Genomic DNA, 17011 nt, shown 5'->3' with positions numbered 1-17011 from the left:
TAACAAACATGTCCGTATCGGATGGATCGCGTCCTTCGACGTCACCAGATTACGTCGCCGCGAGCGCGCACGCCTTCGGCCCGGGGCGCCACCTGCGCTCGCGATCGAAGGTGCTCCCGGAGCACGCTCGCGGCCACAACCGTGCACTCGTTCTGCAGACTCTTTACCACTCGGGTGCGATGAGCCGGGCAGACCTCTCGCGAGAGACCGGCCTGACGCGAGTCACCATCTCGGACCTCGTCGCCGAGTTCATCGCCGACGGCATCGTCGTCGAGATGGGAGTGCGCGAGACGGTCGGACCGGGCAAGCCGCCGATCCTCATCGACATCGACCGTGTCGGTCATCAGATCATCGGGCTCGACCTGTCGGGCCCCCACGCATTCGTGGGCGCTCTGCTCAGTCTCGACGGCGACGTGCTCGAGCGGCGCGAAGTGCCACGACCCGAGAACGCAGACGGCCACGCCGCCTACGCAGCCACCCTCGAGCTGGCGCGCGCGCTCGCGGATACGGCCACACAGCCCATCCTTGGCGTCGGAATCGGCAGCCCGGGCGTCGTGCGTCCGGACGGCGTCGTACTCAGCTCGCCGAACCTGGGGTGGAGCAACCTGCCGCTCGAGGCGAAGCTCGGAATAGATCTCGATCTGCCGGTGCTCGTGCGCAACGACGCCAACGCCGCTGTGCTCGCCGAATACACATTCGGCGAGGCGAAGGCTGACTTCATGCTCATCAAGATCGGTCGAGGAGTCGGAGCAGGCGTCATCACCGGCAGCCAGCCGCTTCTCGGCAGCCGCTTCGCCGCGGGCGAGATCGGGCATGTCGTGGTGGGCACGGACGGCGGGCCCCGCTGTGCGTGCGGCAAGGACGGCTGCCTCGAAGCCTGGTTGAGCGAAACGCGACTGCGCCCAGCCATCGCAGCGGCTCCAGACTCGCGTGACGAGATCCTCCGCGACGCCGGCACCCGCATGGGCATCGCGATAGCCCCGATCGTGGCGGCCCTGGATCTGTCCGAGGTCGTGCTCTCGGGTCCGGAGGATCTGCTCGACGGCGTGCTGATCGACGCCGCGGTCGAGACCCTTCACGCGCGCACGCTCGAGGGCGTCTTCGAGGATGCGCTCATCCGGCGCACCCATCAGGACGACATCGTCCTGCGCGGCGCCGCCGTGATGGTGCTCTCCAGCCAGCTGGGCGTCTCGTGATCCGCGCCTGCGGAAGCGACCGCGTCCGCGAGCCGAAGCCGAGCAGGAGCTCCATCCGATGACGGATGCGATCACCGTCGGCCTGTCCGGTCGGCCCATTCGAGTGGGCCTGGACGTCGGCGGAACCAAGATCGATGCCGTGGCCGTATCGCCCGACGGAGACATCCTGGCGCGGCTGCGCCGTCCGACGGGATGGGGCGAGGACGCCGTCGTCGTCAGCATCCTCGATGCCGTCGACGCGCTCGCCCTCGAAGGAGGATTCGCCCGCTCGGCCGTCGAATCGGTGGGCGTGGGCATCCCCGGGCTCGTCGACGCGGATACGGGCCGAGTCCTCCACGCCGTGAACCTCGGCGTCGAGTCGCTGGATCTCGCCGGTCTCGCCGGTGGGCAGCTGGGAGTCCCCGTTCGCGTCGAGAACGACGTGAAGGCGGCCGCGCTCGGTGCTGCGGTGTTGCGCGGCATAGACGGCGCCATGGCTTACCTCAACCTCGGCACCGGCGTCGCCGCCGGCATCGTCATCGACGGTACGATCTGGCGTGGCGCGCGAGGCACCGCCGGTGAGGTCGGTCACCTCTCGGTCGACCCGAACGGCCGGCTCTGCGGCTGCGGGCAGCGCGGGTGCATCGAGACCTTCTGCGGCGGTGGCGCGCTCGCCCGTGCCTGGAATCGACCGGGCGCTCTGCCGGTGCGCGACATCCTCGACGCGGCCGACGCGGGCGACGAGCGCGCCGCCGGTCTGCGAGCCGATCTGTTCCACGGCGCAGCTGCGGCGGTGCGGGCCCTCGTGCTCTCCGCAGACGTCGAACGTGTGATCATCGGCGGCGGCCTCACTTCGCTCGGAGAGAGACTGTTCGTGGGCGTCCGCGGCGCACTCCAGGCGGGCGCCGAGGCCTCGCCTTTCATGCGCTCACTGCACCTGGACGACAGGATCGAACTGCTCCCTGCAGGCTCTCCCGCTGCGGCCTTCGGGGCAGCGGTCGTCGGCGCAACCACCCCCTCTAAGGAGATCGTTTCCCATGGCTGAAGTCGTCATCGTCGAGAACGCAGAAGCAGCCGGCGCCCTGGTCGCCGCCGAGATCGTCGAATTGATCGACGGGCGTCCGGATGCCGTGCTCGGCCTCGCCACCGGCTCGACGCCTCTTCCCATCTACAAAGCGCTGCGCGCGAAGCTCGCGGGTCGTGACGTCTCGCAGGTGCGCGGTTTCGCGCTCGACGAGTACGTGGGGATCGACCCGGCTCATCCCGAGAGCTACCGCTCGGTCATCACCCGCGAGGTCGTGGAGCCCCTCGGGCTCGACCCGCGCCGGATCCATGTGCCCAACGGCGCTCAGGACACCATCCAGCACGCGGGCGACGACTACGAGACGGCCATCGAGGCCGCCGGGGGAGTGGACCTGCAGATCCTCGGCATCGGCACCGACGGGCACATCGGCTTCAACGAGCCGGGGTCGTCGTTCGCCTCGCGGACGCGAGTCAAGACGCTCACGGTGCAGACACGGGAAGACAACGCGCGCTTCTTCGACTCGATCGACGATGTGCCGAAGCACTGCATCACCCAGGGTCTGGGAACGATCCTGCGTGCGCGTCACCTCGTGCTGCTCGCCTTCGGCGAGGGCAAGGCTCAGGCCGTCGCGGATGCCGTCGAGGGGCCGCTGTCGGCCATCCTCCCCGGCTCGGCCATCCAGTTGCATCCGCACGCCACCGTCGTCGTCGACGAGGCCGCCGCGTCGCGTCTCAGGCTCGCCGACTACTACCGCTACACCTACGCCAACAAGCCGAGCTGGCAGGGCATCTGATCCGATCTGCGCTCAGGGGCGCGTGACAGGCCACGCGAGCGGCAGCAGGTGCTCGAGGCTGAGCGGCGCCAGCGGCAGCGTCTCGGCATCGGTGGGGGTGATCCACCGCAGCTCGGCGAGCTCGGCCTGCACCACCACCTCTGCGGCGGCGATCGACACCGAGAACGCGTCGGCCACGACCCGGTGACCCGGCTCGTTCGCCGCCTCTGAGACGAACGTTCCGAGGGGCTCGAGGTCGGCCTCGTCGAGTCGCAGGCCGAGCTCTTCGTGCAGCTCGCGGATCAGCGTCTGCGACGGCGTCTCACCGGGCTCGGGCTTGCCGCCGGGCTGCATGAAGCGCGTCGTGCCCTGCTTGCGGACCACCAGCACCCTGCCGGCGTCGTCGACGATGACCGCCGCGCTGACGTGGATGTCAGGCATCGGGGGCGAAGACCTTGCCGGGGTTCAGGATGCCGAGCGGATCGAATACGCGGGTGATCTGACGCTGCAGCTCCCACTGGTCGTCTCCGAGCTCGTCGGCCAGCCAGCGGCTCTTCAGCGTTCCGATCCCGTGCTCGCCGGTCAGTGTGCCGCCGAGCGCGATCGCGGCTCGGAACAGCTCGTCTGCGGCGGCCCAGACCTCAGCGGGGGGTTCGGTGCCCTCGAAGATGAAGTTCGGGTGCAGGTTTCCGTCGCCCGCATGCGCCACGGTGGGAATGATCATCGAGTAGGTCTTCTCGATGCGAGCGATCTCGTCGAACATCGCGGGCATCGCGCTGCGCGGCACCGACACGTCTTCGATGAGGGTCGTGCCGAGAGCGGACATGGCGGGGTGCATCGCTCGGCGGATCGCCAGCAGCCGCTCGCCTTCCTCTCGGTCGTGCGAGACCTGCGTCACACCGTGGTGAGCCGTGAGGATCTCGGCGATCGTCGTGGCTTCGGCGACGGCGGCCGGGCCATCGGTCTGAATCGTCAGCTGCGCGCTTCCGGCTGCGGGGGAAGGCAGCTCCAACAGAGCGGCGACGGCGGCGAGGCTGGCGGAGTCCATCAGCTCCATGATCGCCGGCTGCGCACCCGACGCGGTGACCGCGGCGGATGCGGATGCCGCTGTGCGCACGTCGGGGAAGGTCGCCGTCACCGTGCAGGTGGTTCCCTCGACGAGTCGGCGCAGCTTCAGGGTGGCGCCGACGACGACGCCGAGAGTGCCCTCCGAGCCGATCACGAGAGAGGTGAGGTCGAGTCCGGTCACGCCTTTGACGCTGCGGTGACCGAGGCGCATCAGACGGCCGTCTGCGAGCACCAGGTCGACCCCGAGGACAGCATCCTTCACGACGCCGTACTTCGCGCAGAGCAGCCCGCCTGCCCCGGTGGCGATGTTGCCGCCGACGGTCGAGATCGCGCGGCTGGCGGGATCCGGCGCCCACCACAGTCCGTGCTCGGCCAGCACGTCGTTGAGGTCGGCGTTGAGGATGCCGGGTTCGACGACGGCGAGCAGGTCATCTGCCCGGATCTCGTGGATCGCGGTCATCCGGCGGGTGGAGAGGACGATCTCACCCTCGCCGCCGTTCGCCGCTCCGGCGAGGCCGGTGCCCGCCCCGCGCACCACGACAGGGGTCTCCGTTCGGGTGGCGATGCGCATCACGGTCTGGACGTGTTCGACGGTCTCGGCATGCACGACCGCGAGCGGCTGACCCGGCGCCGCGTGCCCTGATCGGTCGGCGCGGGCCTCTTCGAGGATCGCGGCATCGGTGTCGACGATGTCGCCGAGTGCGGCGGTGAGCTGGTCGAGAGTGCTCATCGGATGCGACGCCGACCGCTGACCACGCCGGCTCCGACAGCGACCACGGCGAATGCGGTGCCGATGATCGGCTGATCCATCAGCCACCACGCGATCGTGACACCGACGTAGATCAGCAGCTCGACCACGACCCGCAGGAACGGGTGCAGACGCAGCACAGGCCGCGGGGAGAGGAAGAGAGCCCAGATCAGGATCACGACGATCGGAGCGCCGATGCCGATGACGATGTTCCACGGGAACGGCCACATCGCGAATCCCCACAGCGCGAGCGTGCCCACGGCGACGATCAGGACCACCGATCGGATGATGTCGAGGGGAGCGATGCTGGGGCGGTCGACGCCGGGGACGGAGGCGGGATCCTGGGACATGGATCCAGTCTATTCGCCGCCGATGGCGGGTCAGAGCGCGGGGACGGCCTCTTCTGCAGCGGGGACGACCGCGTCGACTGCCGGCGCAGTCTCGTCGACCGGGGCGGTCTCTTCTTCGACCGTCGGCTCCACCGGCGGAGCCGTCTCTGTCGGAGCGGAAGGTTCGACGGGAGCAGCCGGTTCGGGAGTCGGGGTCTCGGGAACCACCTCTGCATCCGGAGTCTCGACCACGGTCGCGGGTGCTGTCTCGTCCGGGCCAGCGGGTGCCGCCTCGTCCGTCGGCTCCGGCGCGGTCACGGCCGTGTCGTCCGGCGCCGGCACGACGGGCGTGGTCTCGACGGCATCTTCGGCAGGTGCACCGCACGCGGGCGCGAGCAGAACGGATTCGAGGTTCACCCCGAGTGCCGAGAGGCTTGTGGTGACCGGCAGGACCGGACCGGCCCCCGTCACATAGTGGATCTCGACGGTCGCGCCGAGGATGATCTGCACGAGTCCCGGGCGCAGCTCGATCGTTCCGGTTCCGGCGTCGCTCAGCGATGTGCTGTCCGCACCGCCGTGGCTGCCGTCGAGCAGAGCCTCGATATCGGCGCCCGGGTCACCGGACACGTCCAGAGTCACATACGTGATGGCTCGATCGTCGAGACAGATATCGGCGAGGGTCACCACGATCGGGGTCGTAGGCGCCGCGGGTTCTCCGGGGGTTTCTTCTCCGGGGGTTTCTTCTCCGGGGGTTTCTTCGCCGGGGGTTTCTTCGCCGGGGGTTTCTTCTCCGGGGGTTTCTTCTCCGGGGGTTTCTTCGCCGGGGGTTTCTTCGCCGGGGGTTTCTTCACCCGGGGTCTCTTCACCGGGGGTTTCTTCACCGGGGGTTTCTTCACCCGGGGTCTCTTCTCCCGGAGTTCCCTCCTCGGGGACATCCTCTTCCGGTGACGGCTTCGATGTCTCCGCCGGAGCGGGCGGTGCGACGATAGCGGGCGCGATGTCCTCGGCGGGCTGAGGGGTGATGGGTGCGTCGACGGGGGGCGTGACCGGTTCGGGCTCGGGGTCGGGCTCCACATCGTCGACGAGCGGTGTCTTCTCGTCGGACATCGATTCGTCGGGCCCGACGTCGGCGCTGATCGACGAGGAGTCCTTGTCGCCGGCGCTGGGAAGCGATGCGACCGGTGTCACTCCGGCGAGGGTCGGGACGATGGTGGCGGCCGCCACGACGCCCGCAACCACCAGGGCGGCTGAACCGGCGCCGACGAGCGCGCCGACACCGCTGAAGATGCCGCCGCTCGCAGCGCCGCCGCTCGCAGCGCCGCCTCCGGCAGCGCCGCCTCCAGCTGCGCCGCCTCCGGCCGTGCTGCCCGAGGAGCCGCCCGTTGCCGCTCCTGCGACGACGACCGCACCCTCGGTGATTCCTGAGGGCATGGCTGCGAGCGCGACGATCGGCGTGCCTCCGCCCTGGAGCGTGGCGAGGTACCCTGCGGCACCCGTGACCCCGAGGACGAGCGGCAGCAGCACGAGGGCGAGTCGCGTCGACACGTCCTTCGCCTCAGCGGCGACGATTATGCAGCGTGCGCATTCCTCGAGGTGCTGCTCGAGACGGTTGTGGTCTCGCGTGCTGAGATTGCCGCGCGAGTACGCGCCCAGGTGCTCGATGGTCCATTGGCAGTCGGAGCCGGCCGCCGCACTGCGGAGGTGAGCCTGGATCCACGCTTCGCGGAGCCCTTCGCGCGCCCGGAATGCGAGCTGCGAGACGGCGCCCGCCTTCATGCCGAGGAGCGTCGCGGCCTCCTGAGGCTTCATCTGCTCGATCTCGGTGTACCAGAGCACCTCCTGCCAGCGGGAGGGAAGGCTGCGGAACGCCTGCGCGGTCAGGCTGCGGTCGAGGGCCTCGTTGGCCGCCTGGTCTGTGCTGTCGGGGTCGGCGACGCTGTCGAGTTCGTCGATCGCGGATTCGCGACGAGAACGGCCCCAGGCGGCGGCGGTGTTGCGGATGCTCGTGAACAGATAGGCGCGGAAGGAGCCGTTGGGCCCGCCGCCCTTGATGATCGCCTGATAGATGCGGGTGTAGGACTCCTGCACGAGATCGTCGGGGTCGATCGACGACGTGATCGACCGAGCGACGGACATACCGGAGGGGTAGTGCCGCCTCCAGAGTTCACCGAAGGCCGCTGCGTCACCCGAGCGGGTGCGCAGGACGAGATCGGCGTCGGCGATCGTTTCGTCGTGCGAAGTGCTGTCCTGATCCACAGTCATCCATCTGTCGTGGAGCGCGAGTGCGCCTCCACATGAAGAGACGCGTGAACCCCATTTTCATCACGCGCCATCTCCATTCTCTCTCCAATCTCTCAGGCATGCCACCCCTTCCGAGAAACTGATCATAAATCTCTGGGCTCCTATAAATGCCTGGTCACGGGCAGATCGATCGGTTCTGGAGGGCGTCCCGAAAAAAAGATCTGGGAAATCGCGTAATGAATCGGCGTCGACGTCGTCTCATCACTAGAGACAGCCATGGGGCTCCACCGGGGGGCGGAGCTCAGGCGCTGGTGCAAGGGGTAAGTGCACCGGCATGGCGGGTCGGGCACCTCGGGGGAGGAGCGCTCGGCCCGCCAGCTCTCGCACATGGGAGGGAAATGTGACGGGGCCGCCGATCTGGGGAACGGCGGCCCCTCACCCACTCGGACGGCATTGCCGGAGCGAGCACGCCCGCACCCCGATGCGCTCGCGACATTGCGACATCGCACCGCGCGTCAGCGGGTTTATGGGCGATCGCCCACCCACACGCGCTCGACCCGCAGCTGTGCGTCAAGAAGCACGGCGTCAGCGACGTAGCCGACCGCGAGGCGGCCCAGTCGATCGCCGTATCCGATCGCGGCTGCCGGAGTCTCGGTGAGCGCGCGCACCGCCTCCGCCAGCGGTGCCCCCGCAGCGGTGGCCCGGCGCAGCGCGTCGTCCTGGGTGAGGGTCGACCCCGCGATCGAGCCGGTGTCGTCCGCGCGCGCGATGCCGTCTTCGACCGTCACGCTCACGGTTCCCAGGTCGTAGTGCCCGTCGGCACTGCCCGCAGCAGCCATCGCGTCGGTGATGAGCGCCACGCGGCCGGGTGCCGAGTCGAACACGAGTTTGATCACGTGCGGATCGAGGTGCACGTCGTCGGCGATCACCTCGAGCACGACACGGTGGTCGGCGGCTGCGGCCAGCACCGGCCCTGGCGCGCGATGGTGGATGCCGGGCATGGCGTTGAACGCATGGGTCAGCACGGTCGCACCCGCGTCGAAGGCCGCCACAGCCATCGCGGCGTTCGCGCTCGTGTGACCCACCGCCGCCACAGCTCCGGCCTCGACGATCAGTCGGATCGCGTCGAGTCCGCCGGGGAGCTCGGGTGCGATCGTCACCTGCCGGATCGTGCTGCGGCCGGCCTCGAGCAGTTGAGCGACATCTTCGCCGACCGGAGCCCGCAGCAGCGTCGGCTCGTGCGCCCCATGGTGCGCGGGGTCGAGGAACGGTCCCTCCAGATGCGAGCCGAGGATGTCGGCATCCGTCTGCATCAGGTCGGCGATCTGCGCCACGCGCTGTGCGAGGGCGTCGACCGGCGCGGTGACGAGCGAGATCACCGATCGGGTGGTGCCGTGAGAGCGGTGCAGAGCGCGAGCCGCGCGGATCGCCTCCGCGCCGTCGTCGAACGAGGCGCCGGCACCGCCGTGGCAGTGGATGTCGATGAAGCCGGGGGTGAGCACAGCATCAGGTCCGGCGACGACTGTCGCATCGACGACCTCGTCTGCGGCGCTCCAGGTCTGCCCGGTGCCGAGGGCGACGACCCGGCCGTCTTCGATCCGCACCCAGGAGTCCGCGACGTCGGCTCCGTGGTCGATCAGCCGGGCCGAGTGGATGACGAGCGACCCTGTCGCTGCGGAATCGGTGGTCATCGTTCGCTCCAGGGGATCTCGGCTGCGGGGTGGAAGTCGACGCCTTCAGCCTTCCACAGCGGGGCCAGCCCCCCGAGCCGCACGCGGAACGATTCCCAGTCTCGACCGGCAGCGCTGCGCGGCGACCAGGCGACCTCGGCGTGAGCGGCAGCCCGAGGGAACACCAGCTGCTCGACATCGCTCAGGGTGCGAGTGGTCTCGCTCCACAGCGGAGCCTCGACGCCGAGGATCGCCGCCTCGGGAACGTCGAGCGCCGCGGTCGGCTCCCATTCGTAGGCCGTGCGGACGTCGATGATCGCGGCCCAGGTGAGCCCGAGCGGGAAGTCGGCGGTGTACTTCATGTCGAGGTAGGCGACGTCGGCGGTCGACATGATGAGCGCGCCGCCGCGCTCGACGAAGTGCGCGGCCTCTGCGGCATGCGAGCCCTCGGGTGTCGTCTTGCCCCAGTACTGACCGATCGTGCCTTCGGCGATGTCCTTGGCCGCGCCGACCTCGTGCCACGCGAGAGGGATTTTGCCCTCCTCGAACACGATCGCGGTCGCGCGCTCGACGAAGTGATCGAAATCCGCCTGCGGGGTGCCCAGCGATTCGTCCCCGCCGATGTGGATGAACGGACCAGGCGTCATCTCGGCGAGCTCGCGCACGACGTCGCGCACGAACTCGTACGTGCGCTCCTCGTGGATGCGGACGCTCGAGTGTCCGACGCCCCATCCGAGATAGGGCTCGCCTGCCACGGGGAGCGGCTGGCCGAGACGCGCCGATTCGGCGATCAGGCTGTCGTTCATGACCGGATCCTCGACGAGCTCGGGGTACGCGACGCCGATGGCGTGCGTGTGCCCGGGAAGGTCGATCTCGGGGATGACGAGCATGTGCCGCTCGGCCGCGTACGCCACGATCTCGCGATAGTCGTCCTTGGTGTAGAAGCCTCCGGGGTCGCCGAGCGATGCGGTCGACGATGCGAGTTCGGTGAGCTTGGGCCACGAATCGATCTGGATCCGCCAGCCCTGGTCGTCGCTGAGGTGCAGGTGCAGGTGGTTGAACTTCAGGGCGCTGGTGCTGTCGATGAACTTCTTGACCTCGTCGACGTCGAAGAAGTGCCTTGTGACGTCGAGCATCACGCCGCGACGCTCGAATCGAGGCGCGTCGGTGATCTCGGCGTGCAGCAGCGCCCAGCCCTCGTCGCCGTCGCGGAGCAGCTGCAGCAGAGTCTGCACCCCGTAGAAGAGCCCTGCCTCGTCGCCGCCGACGACCTCGACGGAATCGGCGACCCTGAGCGTGTATCCCTCGGGTGCGATGGTGGGATCGACGCGCAGCACGATCGCCGATGCGGTGTCGGCGGCGTCACTGGACTGGGAGAAGCGTATGCCGCTGCGTCGCTCTGCGGCATCGATCAGCTGGTGTGCGGCCGGGGAGTCGCCGATGACTCGAGTGCTCTCGGAGACGGGCAACCGACCATCGCCGGCGATGGCGAAAGCGGGAAGGGGAACGAGGGGCATGGAATGGGGAAGGACCATGAACAAAACCTACCCTGCGCAGAGTCGGCAGCACAGGGAAATCCGCTATGCTTTCTCACGTCGCGACTGGCGTCTGGGTGGACTACCACCGGGGAGCGACTGACCACGGAATTCGACCGCGCGCCTGGGCCGATAGGTATACCCCTTCGAATCCGTCGTCAGAGGAGCAAGTCATGACCGATCGTTACTTCAACGCCCCGCTCGCCGAGGTCGACCCCGAGATCGCACAGGTTCTCGACCGCGAGCTCGCGCGTCAGCAGACGTTCCTCGAGATGATCGCATCCGAGAACTTCGTGCCTGTCTCGGTGCTGCAGGCTCAGGGCTCGGTGCTCACCAACAAGTACGCCGAGGGCTACCCCGGGCGTCGCTACTACGGCGGCTGCGAAGAGGTCGACGTCGCCGAATCGCTGGCCATCCAGCGCGCCAAGGACCTCTTCGGCTCGGAGTTCGCCAACGTCCAGCCCCACTCGGGAGCGTCGGCCAACGCCGCCGTGCTGCACGCGATCGCCCGCCCCGGCGACACGCTTCTCGGCCTCGCGCTCGACCAGGGCGGTCACCTGACGCACGGCATGAAGATCAACTTCTCGGGCCGTCTCTACGACATCGTCGCCTACGGCGTGGACCCCGAGACGTCGACGATCGACATGGACGAGGTGCGTCGCCTCGCCATCGAGCACAAGCCCAAGGTCATCATCGCCGGATGGTCCGCCTACCCCCGCACGCTCGACTTCGCCGCCTTCCGCGCGATCGCCGACGAGGTCGGCGCCCTGCTCTGGGTCGACATGGCGCACTTCGCCGGCCTCGTCGCCGCGGGCCTGCACCCGAACCCGGTGCCGCACGCACACGTCGTCTCGTCGACCGTGCACAAGACCATCGGCGGCCCCCGTTCGGGCTTCATCCTGACGAACGACCCCGAGATCGCGAAGAAGATCAACACGGCCGTGTTCCCGGGACAGCAGGGCGGCCCGCTCATGCACGTGATCGCCGCCAAGGCGACAGCATTCAAGCTCGCAGGCACGCCCGAGTTCAAGGAGCGCCAGGAGCGCACGCTGCGCGGAGCGTCGATCCTCGCCGAGCGTCTCTCGCAGCAGGATGTGAAGGATGCCGGCATCGGCGTGCGCTCCGGCGGCACCGACGTGCATCTGGTGCTGGTGGATCTTCGCGACGCAGAGATCGACGGCAAGCAGGCCGAAGACCTGCTGCACGACATCCACATCACGGTGAACCGCAACGCAGTGCCGAACGACCCGCGTCCGCCGATGGTCACCTCGGGTCTGCGCATCGGAACCCCGGCGCTCGCGACCCGCGGTTTCGGCGACGCCGAGTTCACCGAGGTCGCCGACGTGATCGCCCTCGCGCTGCTGCCCGGCGCCGACGTCGAGGCGCTCCGCGCTCGCGTCGACGCGCTCGCCGCAGTCTTCCCGCTCTACCCGGACCTGCAGCAGTGACCGCGAAGATCCTCAACGGCAAGGCGGCGTCTGCCGCGATCAAGGCCGAGCTGACCGAGCGTGTCGCCGCGCTCAAGGCGAAGGGCATCGTCCCCGGCATCGCGACCGTCCTCGTCGGCGCCGATCCGGCATCCCAGCTGTACGTCGGCATGAAGCACCGTCAGTCCGAGGCGATCGGGATGAACTCGATCCAGCGCGAGCTGCCGGCCGATGCCACGCAGGCCGACGTCGAGGCGCTGATCGACGAGCTCAACGCCGACCCGGAGTGCCACGGGTACATCGTGCAGCTGCCGCTGCCGAAGCATATCGACACGGATGCGATCCTCGAGCGGATCGACCCCGCGAAGGATGCCGATGGACTGCATCCGACCAACCTCGGTCGGCTCGTGCTCAACGTCAACAGCCCGATCCACACGCCGCTGCCGTGCACGCCGCGCGGTGTGATCGAGCTGCTGCTGCGCAACGACTACGACCTCAAGGGCAAGCACGTGGTGGTCGTCGGACGCGGGGTGACCATCGGTCGGTCGATCGGCCTGCTGCTGACGCGTCGCGACCTCAATGCGACGGTCACGCTGACGCACACCGGCACGGTCGACATGCCGCGCTACCTGCGCGAGGCCGATGTGATCGTCGCTGCAGCCGGCGTGAAGCACCTGATCCGCGCCGAGGACGTCAAGCCGGGAGCTGCCGTGCTCGACGTGGGCGTGACTCGTGAGACCGACCCCGAGACCGGCAAGAACCTGGTCTTCGGCGACGTGCATCCCGGTGTCGCAGAGGTCGCGGGCTGGGTCTCGCCGAACCCCGGCGGAGTGGGGCCGATGACGGTCGCGCTTCTCATGACGAATGTCGTCGAGGCGGCCGAGCGACTGGTCTGAGTCGCCGAGCTGTCGTAGAACCTCAGAGAGGTCGCAGGGAGTCCACTGGCCCCTGCGACCTCTCTGCGTTCTCTGTCAGGCAGTTCGGATGCCGAGGTTCCGCGACCGGGCCGTCAGCCCAGTTCGTCCAGCATCCGACGCTGCTCGGGGGTGAGCCCGTCGGAGAGCTCCTCGCGAGCCTCTTCGGTGGCAGGCGACCCCGCGGAGGGGGCTGCGGAGCCGGGCGCTGACTGCCTCCTCGAACCCGAGACCTTGCCCTGCACGACGTCGTACAGCTCGCCGGCCTTCGCTCTCAGTCGGTCATCGACCTGGTCGTGGATCATCCAGCCGAAGAGCAGGAAGAGCGGCGGGAGCGCGTAGCTCCAGAACCCCGAGGCGCGGACGCCGCTCAGCCAGACGACGGCCACCCAGATGATCAGCTCGACGAGGTAGACGAGGACGTACTGGACGACCTTCTCGCCGGCCTTCGTGCGATCGGATGCCGACTTCGCTGCCGCCTTGCGGAACGCGCCCGTGAGCAGCGGCTTGAGGAAGAGCGCCGCGAGAGTCAGGACGACCGCGGCCCAGAGGGCGTTGAATCCGACCGAGACGCCGGCGGACAGCAGACCGATGAGCAGCAGGACTGCGACATTGAACACGTAGAGCGCGGCGAACCGGACGATTCCGTTCTTCATGCGACCAGACTTCCACACTCCCGGATGCCGCGGCATCTCTCGGCGACCCGGGCGGGCGTCAGCGGGCGGGGAAAGCGCGCTCGACCGCATCCACCACCGCGGCGTAGACGGAGTCCCACGGCGCGAGCGGGGGAGTGACTCCGGCGAGCTCGAGGCTCACGGCTCCATGCACCTGTGCCCAGACGGTGAGCGCCGAGGCCATCACCTCGGACTCGTCGACGCGTGCCGAGAGCGCGCGCACGAGAGGCGACATCGCGGTGCTCATGGTCGCATCGTCGGGGCGGCAGTCCTCCGTGGCCACCCCGCCGCCGAACATGAGGCGATAGAGCGCCGGGTTCGCCATGGCCCACGACCGGTACGCGAAGCCGAGTGCACGCAGCCCCTGCGGCTCGGCGGTCGCCTGAGCCTCGCCGAAGGAGGCGAAGCCATGCTCGATGACGGCCACGAGCAGCTCGGTCTTCCCGCCGAACAGGGCATAGACCGCCGAGGTCGAGGTGCCGGCTTTCTGCGCGATGTCGCGGAGGCTGATCCGTTCAGGGCCCTTGTGGTCGACCATCTCGGCTGTCGCGTCGAGGAGGCGGTCGCGCAGTGCGTCGTCGTAGAGAGGAGGCCTTGCCATGGAGTCGATCCTATCGTAACGTTGTTGTGTAACGTCGTTACATAACACTGTTCCAAGGAGTGGCTCATGGCTCAGCAGGTCTTTCCCGGTCGATACACCGCGTCTCCTGAGCGGTCGGACGTCACGGTCTTCCTGATCGGGATGCGGGCGAATCGATGGTGGCAGGTGGGGCGCGTGATGCGAACCGCGAGCAAGATGCCGCCGATGCTCCAGCACCTCGCGACCCATCGGGATGCGGGGATGCTCGGTGTGCACAGCTGGTTCGGGCGCACGACGATCCTGCTGTCGTACTGGGAGAGTCCCGAGCATCTGCAGCGCTTCGCCGCAGACCGCGATGCTCCGCACCTGCAGCCATGGCGCGACTTCATGCGGACGCTGCAGGGAAGCGGCAGTGTGGGGGTCTGGCACGAGACCTACCAGGTGCCCGTGGCCGACCTCGAAGCGGTGTACGTCGACATGCCGGTGTTCGGACTCGCGGCGGCCACCGCACATGCACCGATCGGTCCCGGAACGAAGACAGCGCGTCAGCGGCTGGGCCGTTGACGCGCTGTTCTCGGTGCGAGATCAGCCCTGCGGGTGCAGGCTGCTCTCGATGTTCGTGATGCGCGCCTGCTCGTCGAAGCGGAACGTCGCGGTGCCTGTCGCATCGGCGACCGTGGCGCCCGAGAAGGACTCGTCGGCCCAGGTGAGGTTCCAGCCGGCGAGCCGGGCGGCATCCCATACGGCCGTGCGGGCGTCGGACAGCGCCAGGCCCGCGAGGATGCGGGGGAGGGCGATCGCGGCGGATGCGACGGTGAGCGGAGGAAGAGGGGCATCGAGGAGGAACACCGCGTAGGTGCCTCCGCCGACGGGTGCGAGGTAGTAGGGAGCGCGGCCGGTGAGCTCGACGGCCACGGCGCCGACGGTGTGAGCGGCGGCCGTGATCCACTCGGCGTCTCCGGTGGCGTCGGCGGGGAAGGGGAGCTCGGCCTCGCTCAGCTCGGGGATGCCGTGCTGGGTGCCGTAGTCGCGAAGCTGTGCGGCGATCCCCGCCGGGTCGCCCTGCGGGTGCGCCCACGCCCAGAGCAGCGAACGCGGACCCGGGGCGATCGTCGCGACGAGGTGGGCGCGGGAGATGAGCTGACGGTTGGCATCGGCGTTCGAGGTGAACGTGAGGGTCCCCGCCGCCATGTCGGCATCCCAGCGGTTATCGCCGAGGTCCTCGAGAGCGGTGGCCAGGGACTCCTGGCGGAGGGCGGAGAACAGTGCAGCACGGTCTGCGAGCGGCTGGAGCGCGGCGAAGGTCATGACAACAGTCTCGCCCTGGCGGCTATGAATTCGCCAGAGCCTCGACTGCCGTCGCCGGCTCGGGGCCGCGCCCCGAGCGATCAGGCCACGGAGCCCGCACGCCGCCCGAACACCATTCCGGCGGTCAGACCGGAGCCTCCGGGGTAGTTCTTCGAGAACAGGCCGCCCAGCGCCTCACCGCACGCGAACAGGCCGTCGATGAGCGTGCCGTCCTCACGCTCGACGCGACCGTGGGTATCGGTCTTCAGCCCTCCGAAGGTGAAGGTGATGCCACAGGTCACGCCGTAGGCGTAGAACGGGCCTGTCTCCAGCGGCGACGCCCAGTTGCTCTTCGGAGGGACGACGTCGGCGCGACGCCCGTCCTTCACGGTGGGGTCGAACGTGATCGACCGGTCGATCGATCCGTTGAAATCCGACACGGTCCGCTCCAGAGCGGAGACAGGCACCCCGATTCGCACCGCCAACTCGCCGATCGTGTCTGCGGTCTCCACGGAGATGCCCGGCATCTCGTACTCCTCAGCCCGCAGCATCGGGCGCAGGGTCTGATCGAACAGCTGCCACGCGACCGAACCGGGTTGCGCGAGGATCTCGCGCCCGTACTTGGCGTAGGTGTAGTTGCGGAAGTCTGCTCCCTCATCGAGGAAGCGCGCACCGTCGCGGTTGACGATGATCCCGAGCGGGTACGACTGCCGGGTGAGACGGTTGGTGAGTTCTCGATTCGACTCGTTGTGCTCGGTGAACGCGTCCCACTGCACGGAGTGGCACGTCGACCAGTCGCCGCCGCGGGCCGCGCCGATGCGCAGTGCTGCCGTGAGGAGCTCGCCGGTGTTGAACGGCGTGCCGCGCACCTTCGCGTTGGCCCATCCGGTGCCGAGCTCGGCTTCGCGCATCTCCGGGTCGGACTCGAAGCCGCCTGCGGCGATCACGACGGAGTCTGCACGCAGCTCACCGCCGTCGACGAGTCGAACGCCGACCACTCGATCGCCGTCCGTGACGAGGTCGGTGACGTGCTGGCCGTAGCGGATCTCCACGCCCTCCTCGATCGCGACGCGTGTGTGATCGGCGATGAGGCCCTCGCCGCCGCCGACGTTGCCGATGTGCAGTCCACCCCAGAACAGGAACGACCCGTCCGGCCGATCGTAGGCCTGCCTCTCGTACATGAGTCGGTACTTCACGCCGAGCGAGGCGAGCCATTCGACCGTCGGGCGCGCATCGGCGACCAGCACCTCGGTGAGGTGGGGGTCATTGCGGCCTTCGGTGACCTTGATCAGGTCGTCGCGGAAGTCCGCTGCCGAGTAGGCCGGGACCGTTGAGCGGCTGTGGCGCTCATCGTGCTCGATGAACGGACGCAGATCGTCGAGTCCGTCGTGGGGAACGCGCGTCGCGCCGGCGGTGTAGTAGCTGTTGCCGCCGGCCTCGTCGGGCGCTCCGCGTTCGAGCAGAACCACTCGCCGGCCACGCGCGGCGGCCGCATGAGCCGCGGTGAATCCGGCGTTTCCGCCGCCGACCACGATGACATCGATCTCGCGCACAACATCCTCCTTGA

The 17011-nt window shown here is 68.7% G+C and carries 16 protein-coding genes and 1 riboswitch; of the genes, 6 read left to right on the top strand and 10 right to left on the bottom strand.

What is annotated here, in order from left to right; genetic code table 11:
* Positions 1-8: 8 nt before the first annotated feature.
* Genes ACLKOY_RS06595 through nagB form a run of 3 tightly spaced genes read left to right on the top strand, consistent with a single transcriptional unit; the run spans position 9 to position 2992 of the window.
* The gene (locus tag ACLKOY_RS06595) at positions 9-1196 is read left to right on the top strand and encodes an ROK family transcriptional regulator (protein WP_436452937.1); all 1188 of its coding nucleotides are present in this window, start codon (positions 9-11) and stop codon (positions 1194-1196) included.
* Between the two features lie 58 nt (positions 1197-1254).
* Positions 1255-2220: an ROK family protein gene (locus tag ACLKOY_RS06590; protein ID WP_436452936.1), complete on the top strand. Its 966-nt coding sequence runs from the start codon at positions 1255-1257 to the stop codon at positions 2218-2220.
* A complete protein-coding gene (gene nagB / locus ACLKOY_RS06585) occupies positions 2213-2992 on the top strand; it encodes a glucosamine-6-phosphate deaminase (RefSeq protein WP_436452935.1) in 780 nt (259 codons plus the stop codon). Before ACLKOY_RS06590 ends, nagB begins: the two co-directional genes overlap by 8 nt.
* Before the next feature lie 12 nt (positions 2993-3004).
* Here the strand turns inward: nagB and ACLKOY_RS06580 are convergent, their stop codons facing one another.
* The 6 genes from ACLKOY_RS06580 to ACLKOY_RS06555 all read right to left on the bottom strand — a co-directional run bounded on the left by ACLKOY_RS06580 (position 3005) and on the right by ACLKOY_RS06555 (position 10562).
* A complete protein-coding gene (locus ACLKOY_RS06580) occupies positions 3005-3412 on the bottom strand; it encodes an NUDIX hydrolase (protein ID WP_140036443.1) in 408 nt (135 codons plus the stop codon).
* Positions 3405-4769 (bottom strand): FAD-binding oxidoreductase, encoded by a 1365-nt coding sequence (locus ACLKOY_RS06575; protein WP_436452934.1) that lies wholly within the window; start codon positions 4767-4769, stop codon positions 3405-3407. The genes ACLKOY_RS06580 and ACLKOY_RS06575 overlap by 8 nt, the downstream gene beginning before the upstream one ends.
* Positions 4766-5137 (bottom strand): YrdB family protein, encoded by a 372-nt coding sequence (locus tag ACLKOY_RS06570; protein ID WP_140036445.1) that lies wholly within the window; start codon positions 5135-5137, stop codon positions 4766-4768. Before ACLKOY_RS06570 ends, ACLKOY_RS06575 begins: the two co-directional genes overlap by 4 nt.
* A 30-nt stretch (positions 5138-5167) precedes the next feature.
* Positions 5168-7378: a sigma-70 family RNA polymerase sigma factor gene (locus ACLKOY_RS06565; protein ID WP_436452933.1), complete on the bottom strand. Its 2211-nt coding sequence runs from the start codon at positions 7376-7378 to the stop codon at positions 5168-5170.
* Positions 7379-7881: 503 nt separating this feature from the next.
* Entirely contained in the window at positions 7882-9048 is a 1167-nt protein-coding gene (nagA, locus tag ACLKOY_RS06560; RefSeq protein WP_436452932.1) for an N-acetylglucosamine-6-phosphate deacetylase, read from the bottom strand.
* Positions 9045-10562 (bottom strand): family 20 glycosylhydrolase, encoded by a 1518-nt coding sequence (locus ACLKOY_RS06555; RefSeq protein WP_436452931.1) that lies wholly within the window; start codon positions 10560-10562, stop codon positions 9045-9047. The genes nagA and ACLKOY_RS06555 overlap by 4 nt, the downstream gene beginning before the upstream one ends.
* Positions 10563-10614: 52 nt before the next feature.
* A riboswitch (ZMP/ZTP riboswitch) is annotated at positions 10615-10699 on the top strand.
* Between the two features lie 36 nt (positions 10700-10735).
* Here ACLKOY_RS06555 and glyA point away from each other — a divergent pair.
* Both glyA and ACLKOY_RS06545 read left to right on the top strand, forming a co-directional pair.
* Positions 10736-12010 (top strand): serine hydroxymethyltransferase, encoded by a 1275-nt coding sequence (glyA, locus tag ACLKOY_RS06550; protein WP_140036449.1) that lies wholly within the window; start codon positions 10736-10738, stop codon positions 12008-12010.
* On the top strand, positions 12007-12885 hold the full coding sequence (locus tag ACLKOY_RS06545; protein ID WP_436452930.1) for a bifunctional methylenetetrahydrofolate dehydrogenase/methenyltetrahydrofolate cyclohydrolase: 879 nt from the start codon (positions 12007-12009) through the stop codon (positions 12883-12885). Before glyA ends, ACLKOY_RS06545 begins: the two co-directional genes overlap by 4 nt.
* 113 nt (positions 12886-12998) lie before the next feature.
* On the opposite strand, the gene ACLKOY_RS06540 is transcribed toward ACLKOY_RS06545, so the two are convergent.
* Together ACLKOY_RS06540 and ACLKOY_RS06535 are read right to left on the bottom strand one after the other, a co-directional pair.
* Positions 12999-13559, bottom strand: a complete 561-nt coding sequence (locus ACLKOY_RS06540; RefSeq protein ID WP_436452929.1) for a hypothetical protein — start codon at positions 13557-13559, stop codon at positions 12999-13001.
* A gap of 58 nt (positions 13560-13617) precedes the next feature.
* On the bottom strand, positions 13618-14178 hold the full coding sequence (locus ACLKOY_RS06535; protein WP_436452928.1) for a TetR/AcrR family transcriptional regulator: 561 nt from the start codon (positions 14176-14178) through the stop codon (positions 13618-13620).
* 66 nt (positions 14179-14244) lie between these two features.
* Here ACLKOY_RS06535 and ACLKOY_RS06530 point away from each other — a divergent pair, with 66 nt between their 5' ends.
* Positions 14245-14721, top strand: a complete 477-nt coding sequence (locus ACLKOY_RS06530) for a DUF4188 domain-containing protein (RefSeq protein ID WP_436452927.1) — start codon at positions 14245-14247, stop codon at positions 14719-14721.
* Positions 14722-14742: 21 nt separating this feature from the next.
* Here ACLKOY_RS06530 and ACLKOY_RS06525 read toward each other — a convergent pair whose 3' ends face one another.
* Together ACLKOY_RS06525 and tcuA are read right to left on the bottom strand one after the other, a co-directional pair.
* The gene (locus ACLKOY_RS06525; RefSeq protein ID WP_436452926.1) at positions 14743-15465 is read right to left on the bottom strand and encodes a DUF6882 domain-containing protein; all 723 of its coding nucleotides are present in this window, start codon (positions 15463-15465) and stop codon (positions 14743-14745) included.
* A gap of 80 nt (positions 15466-15545) precedes the next feature.
* Complete coding sequence (gene tcuA, locus ACLKOY_RS06520; RefSeq protein WP_436452925.1) at positions 15546-16997, bottom strand: FAD-dependent tricarballylate dehydrogenase TcuA; 1452 nt, start codon at positions 16995-16997, stop codon at positions 15546-15548.
* Between the last annotated feature and the right edge of the window lie 14 nt (positions 16998-17011).

Source organism: Microbacterium sp. K2 (assembly GCF_051365005.1).
Lineage (GTDB): Bacteria > Actinomycetota > Actinomycetes > Actinomycetales > Microbacteriaceae > Microbacterium > Microbacterium foliorum_B.
The sequence above is the reverse complement of the archived record's forward strand: the minus strand, read 5'-3'. Positions and strand labels throughout refer to the sequence as shown.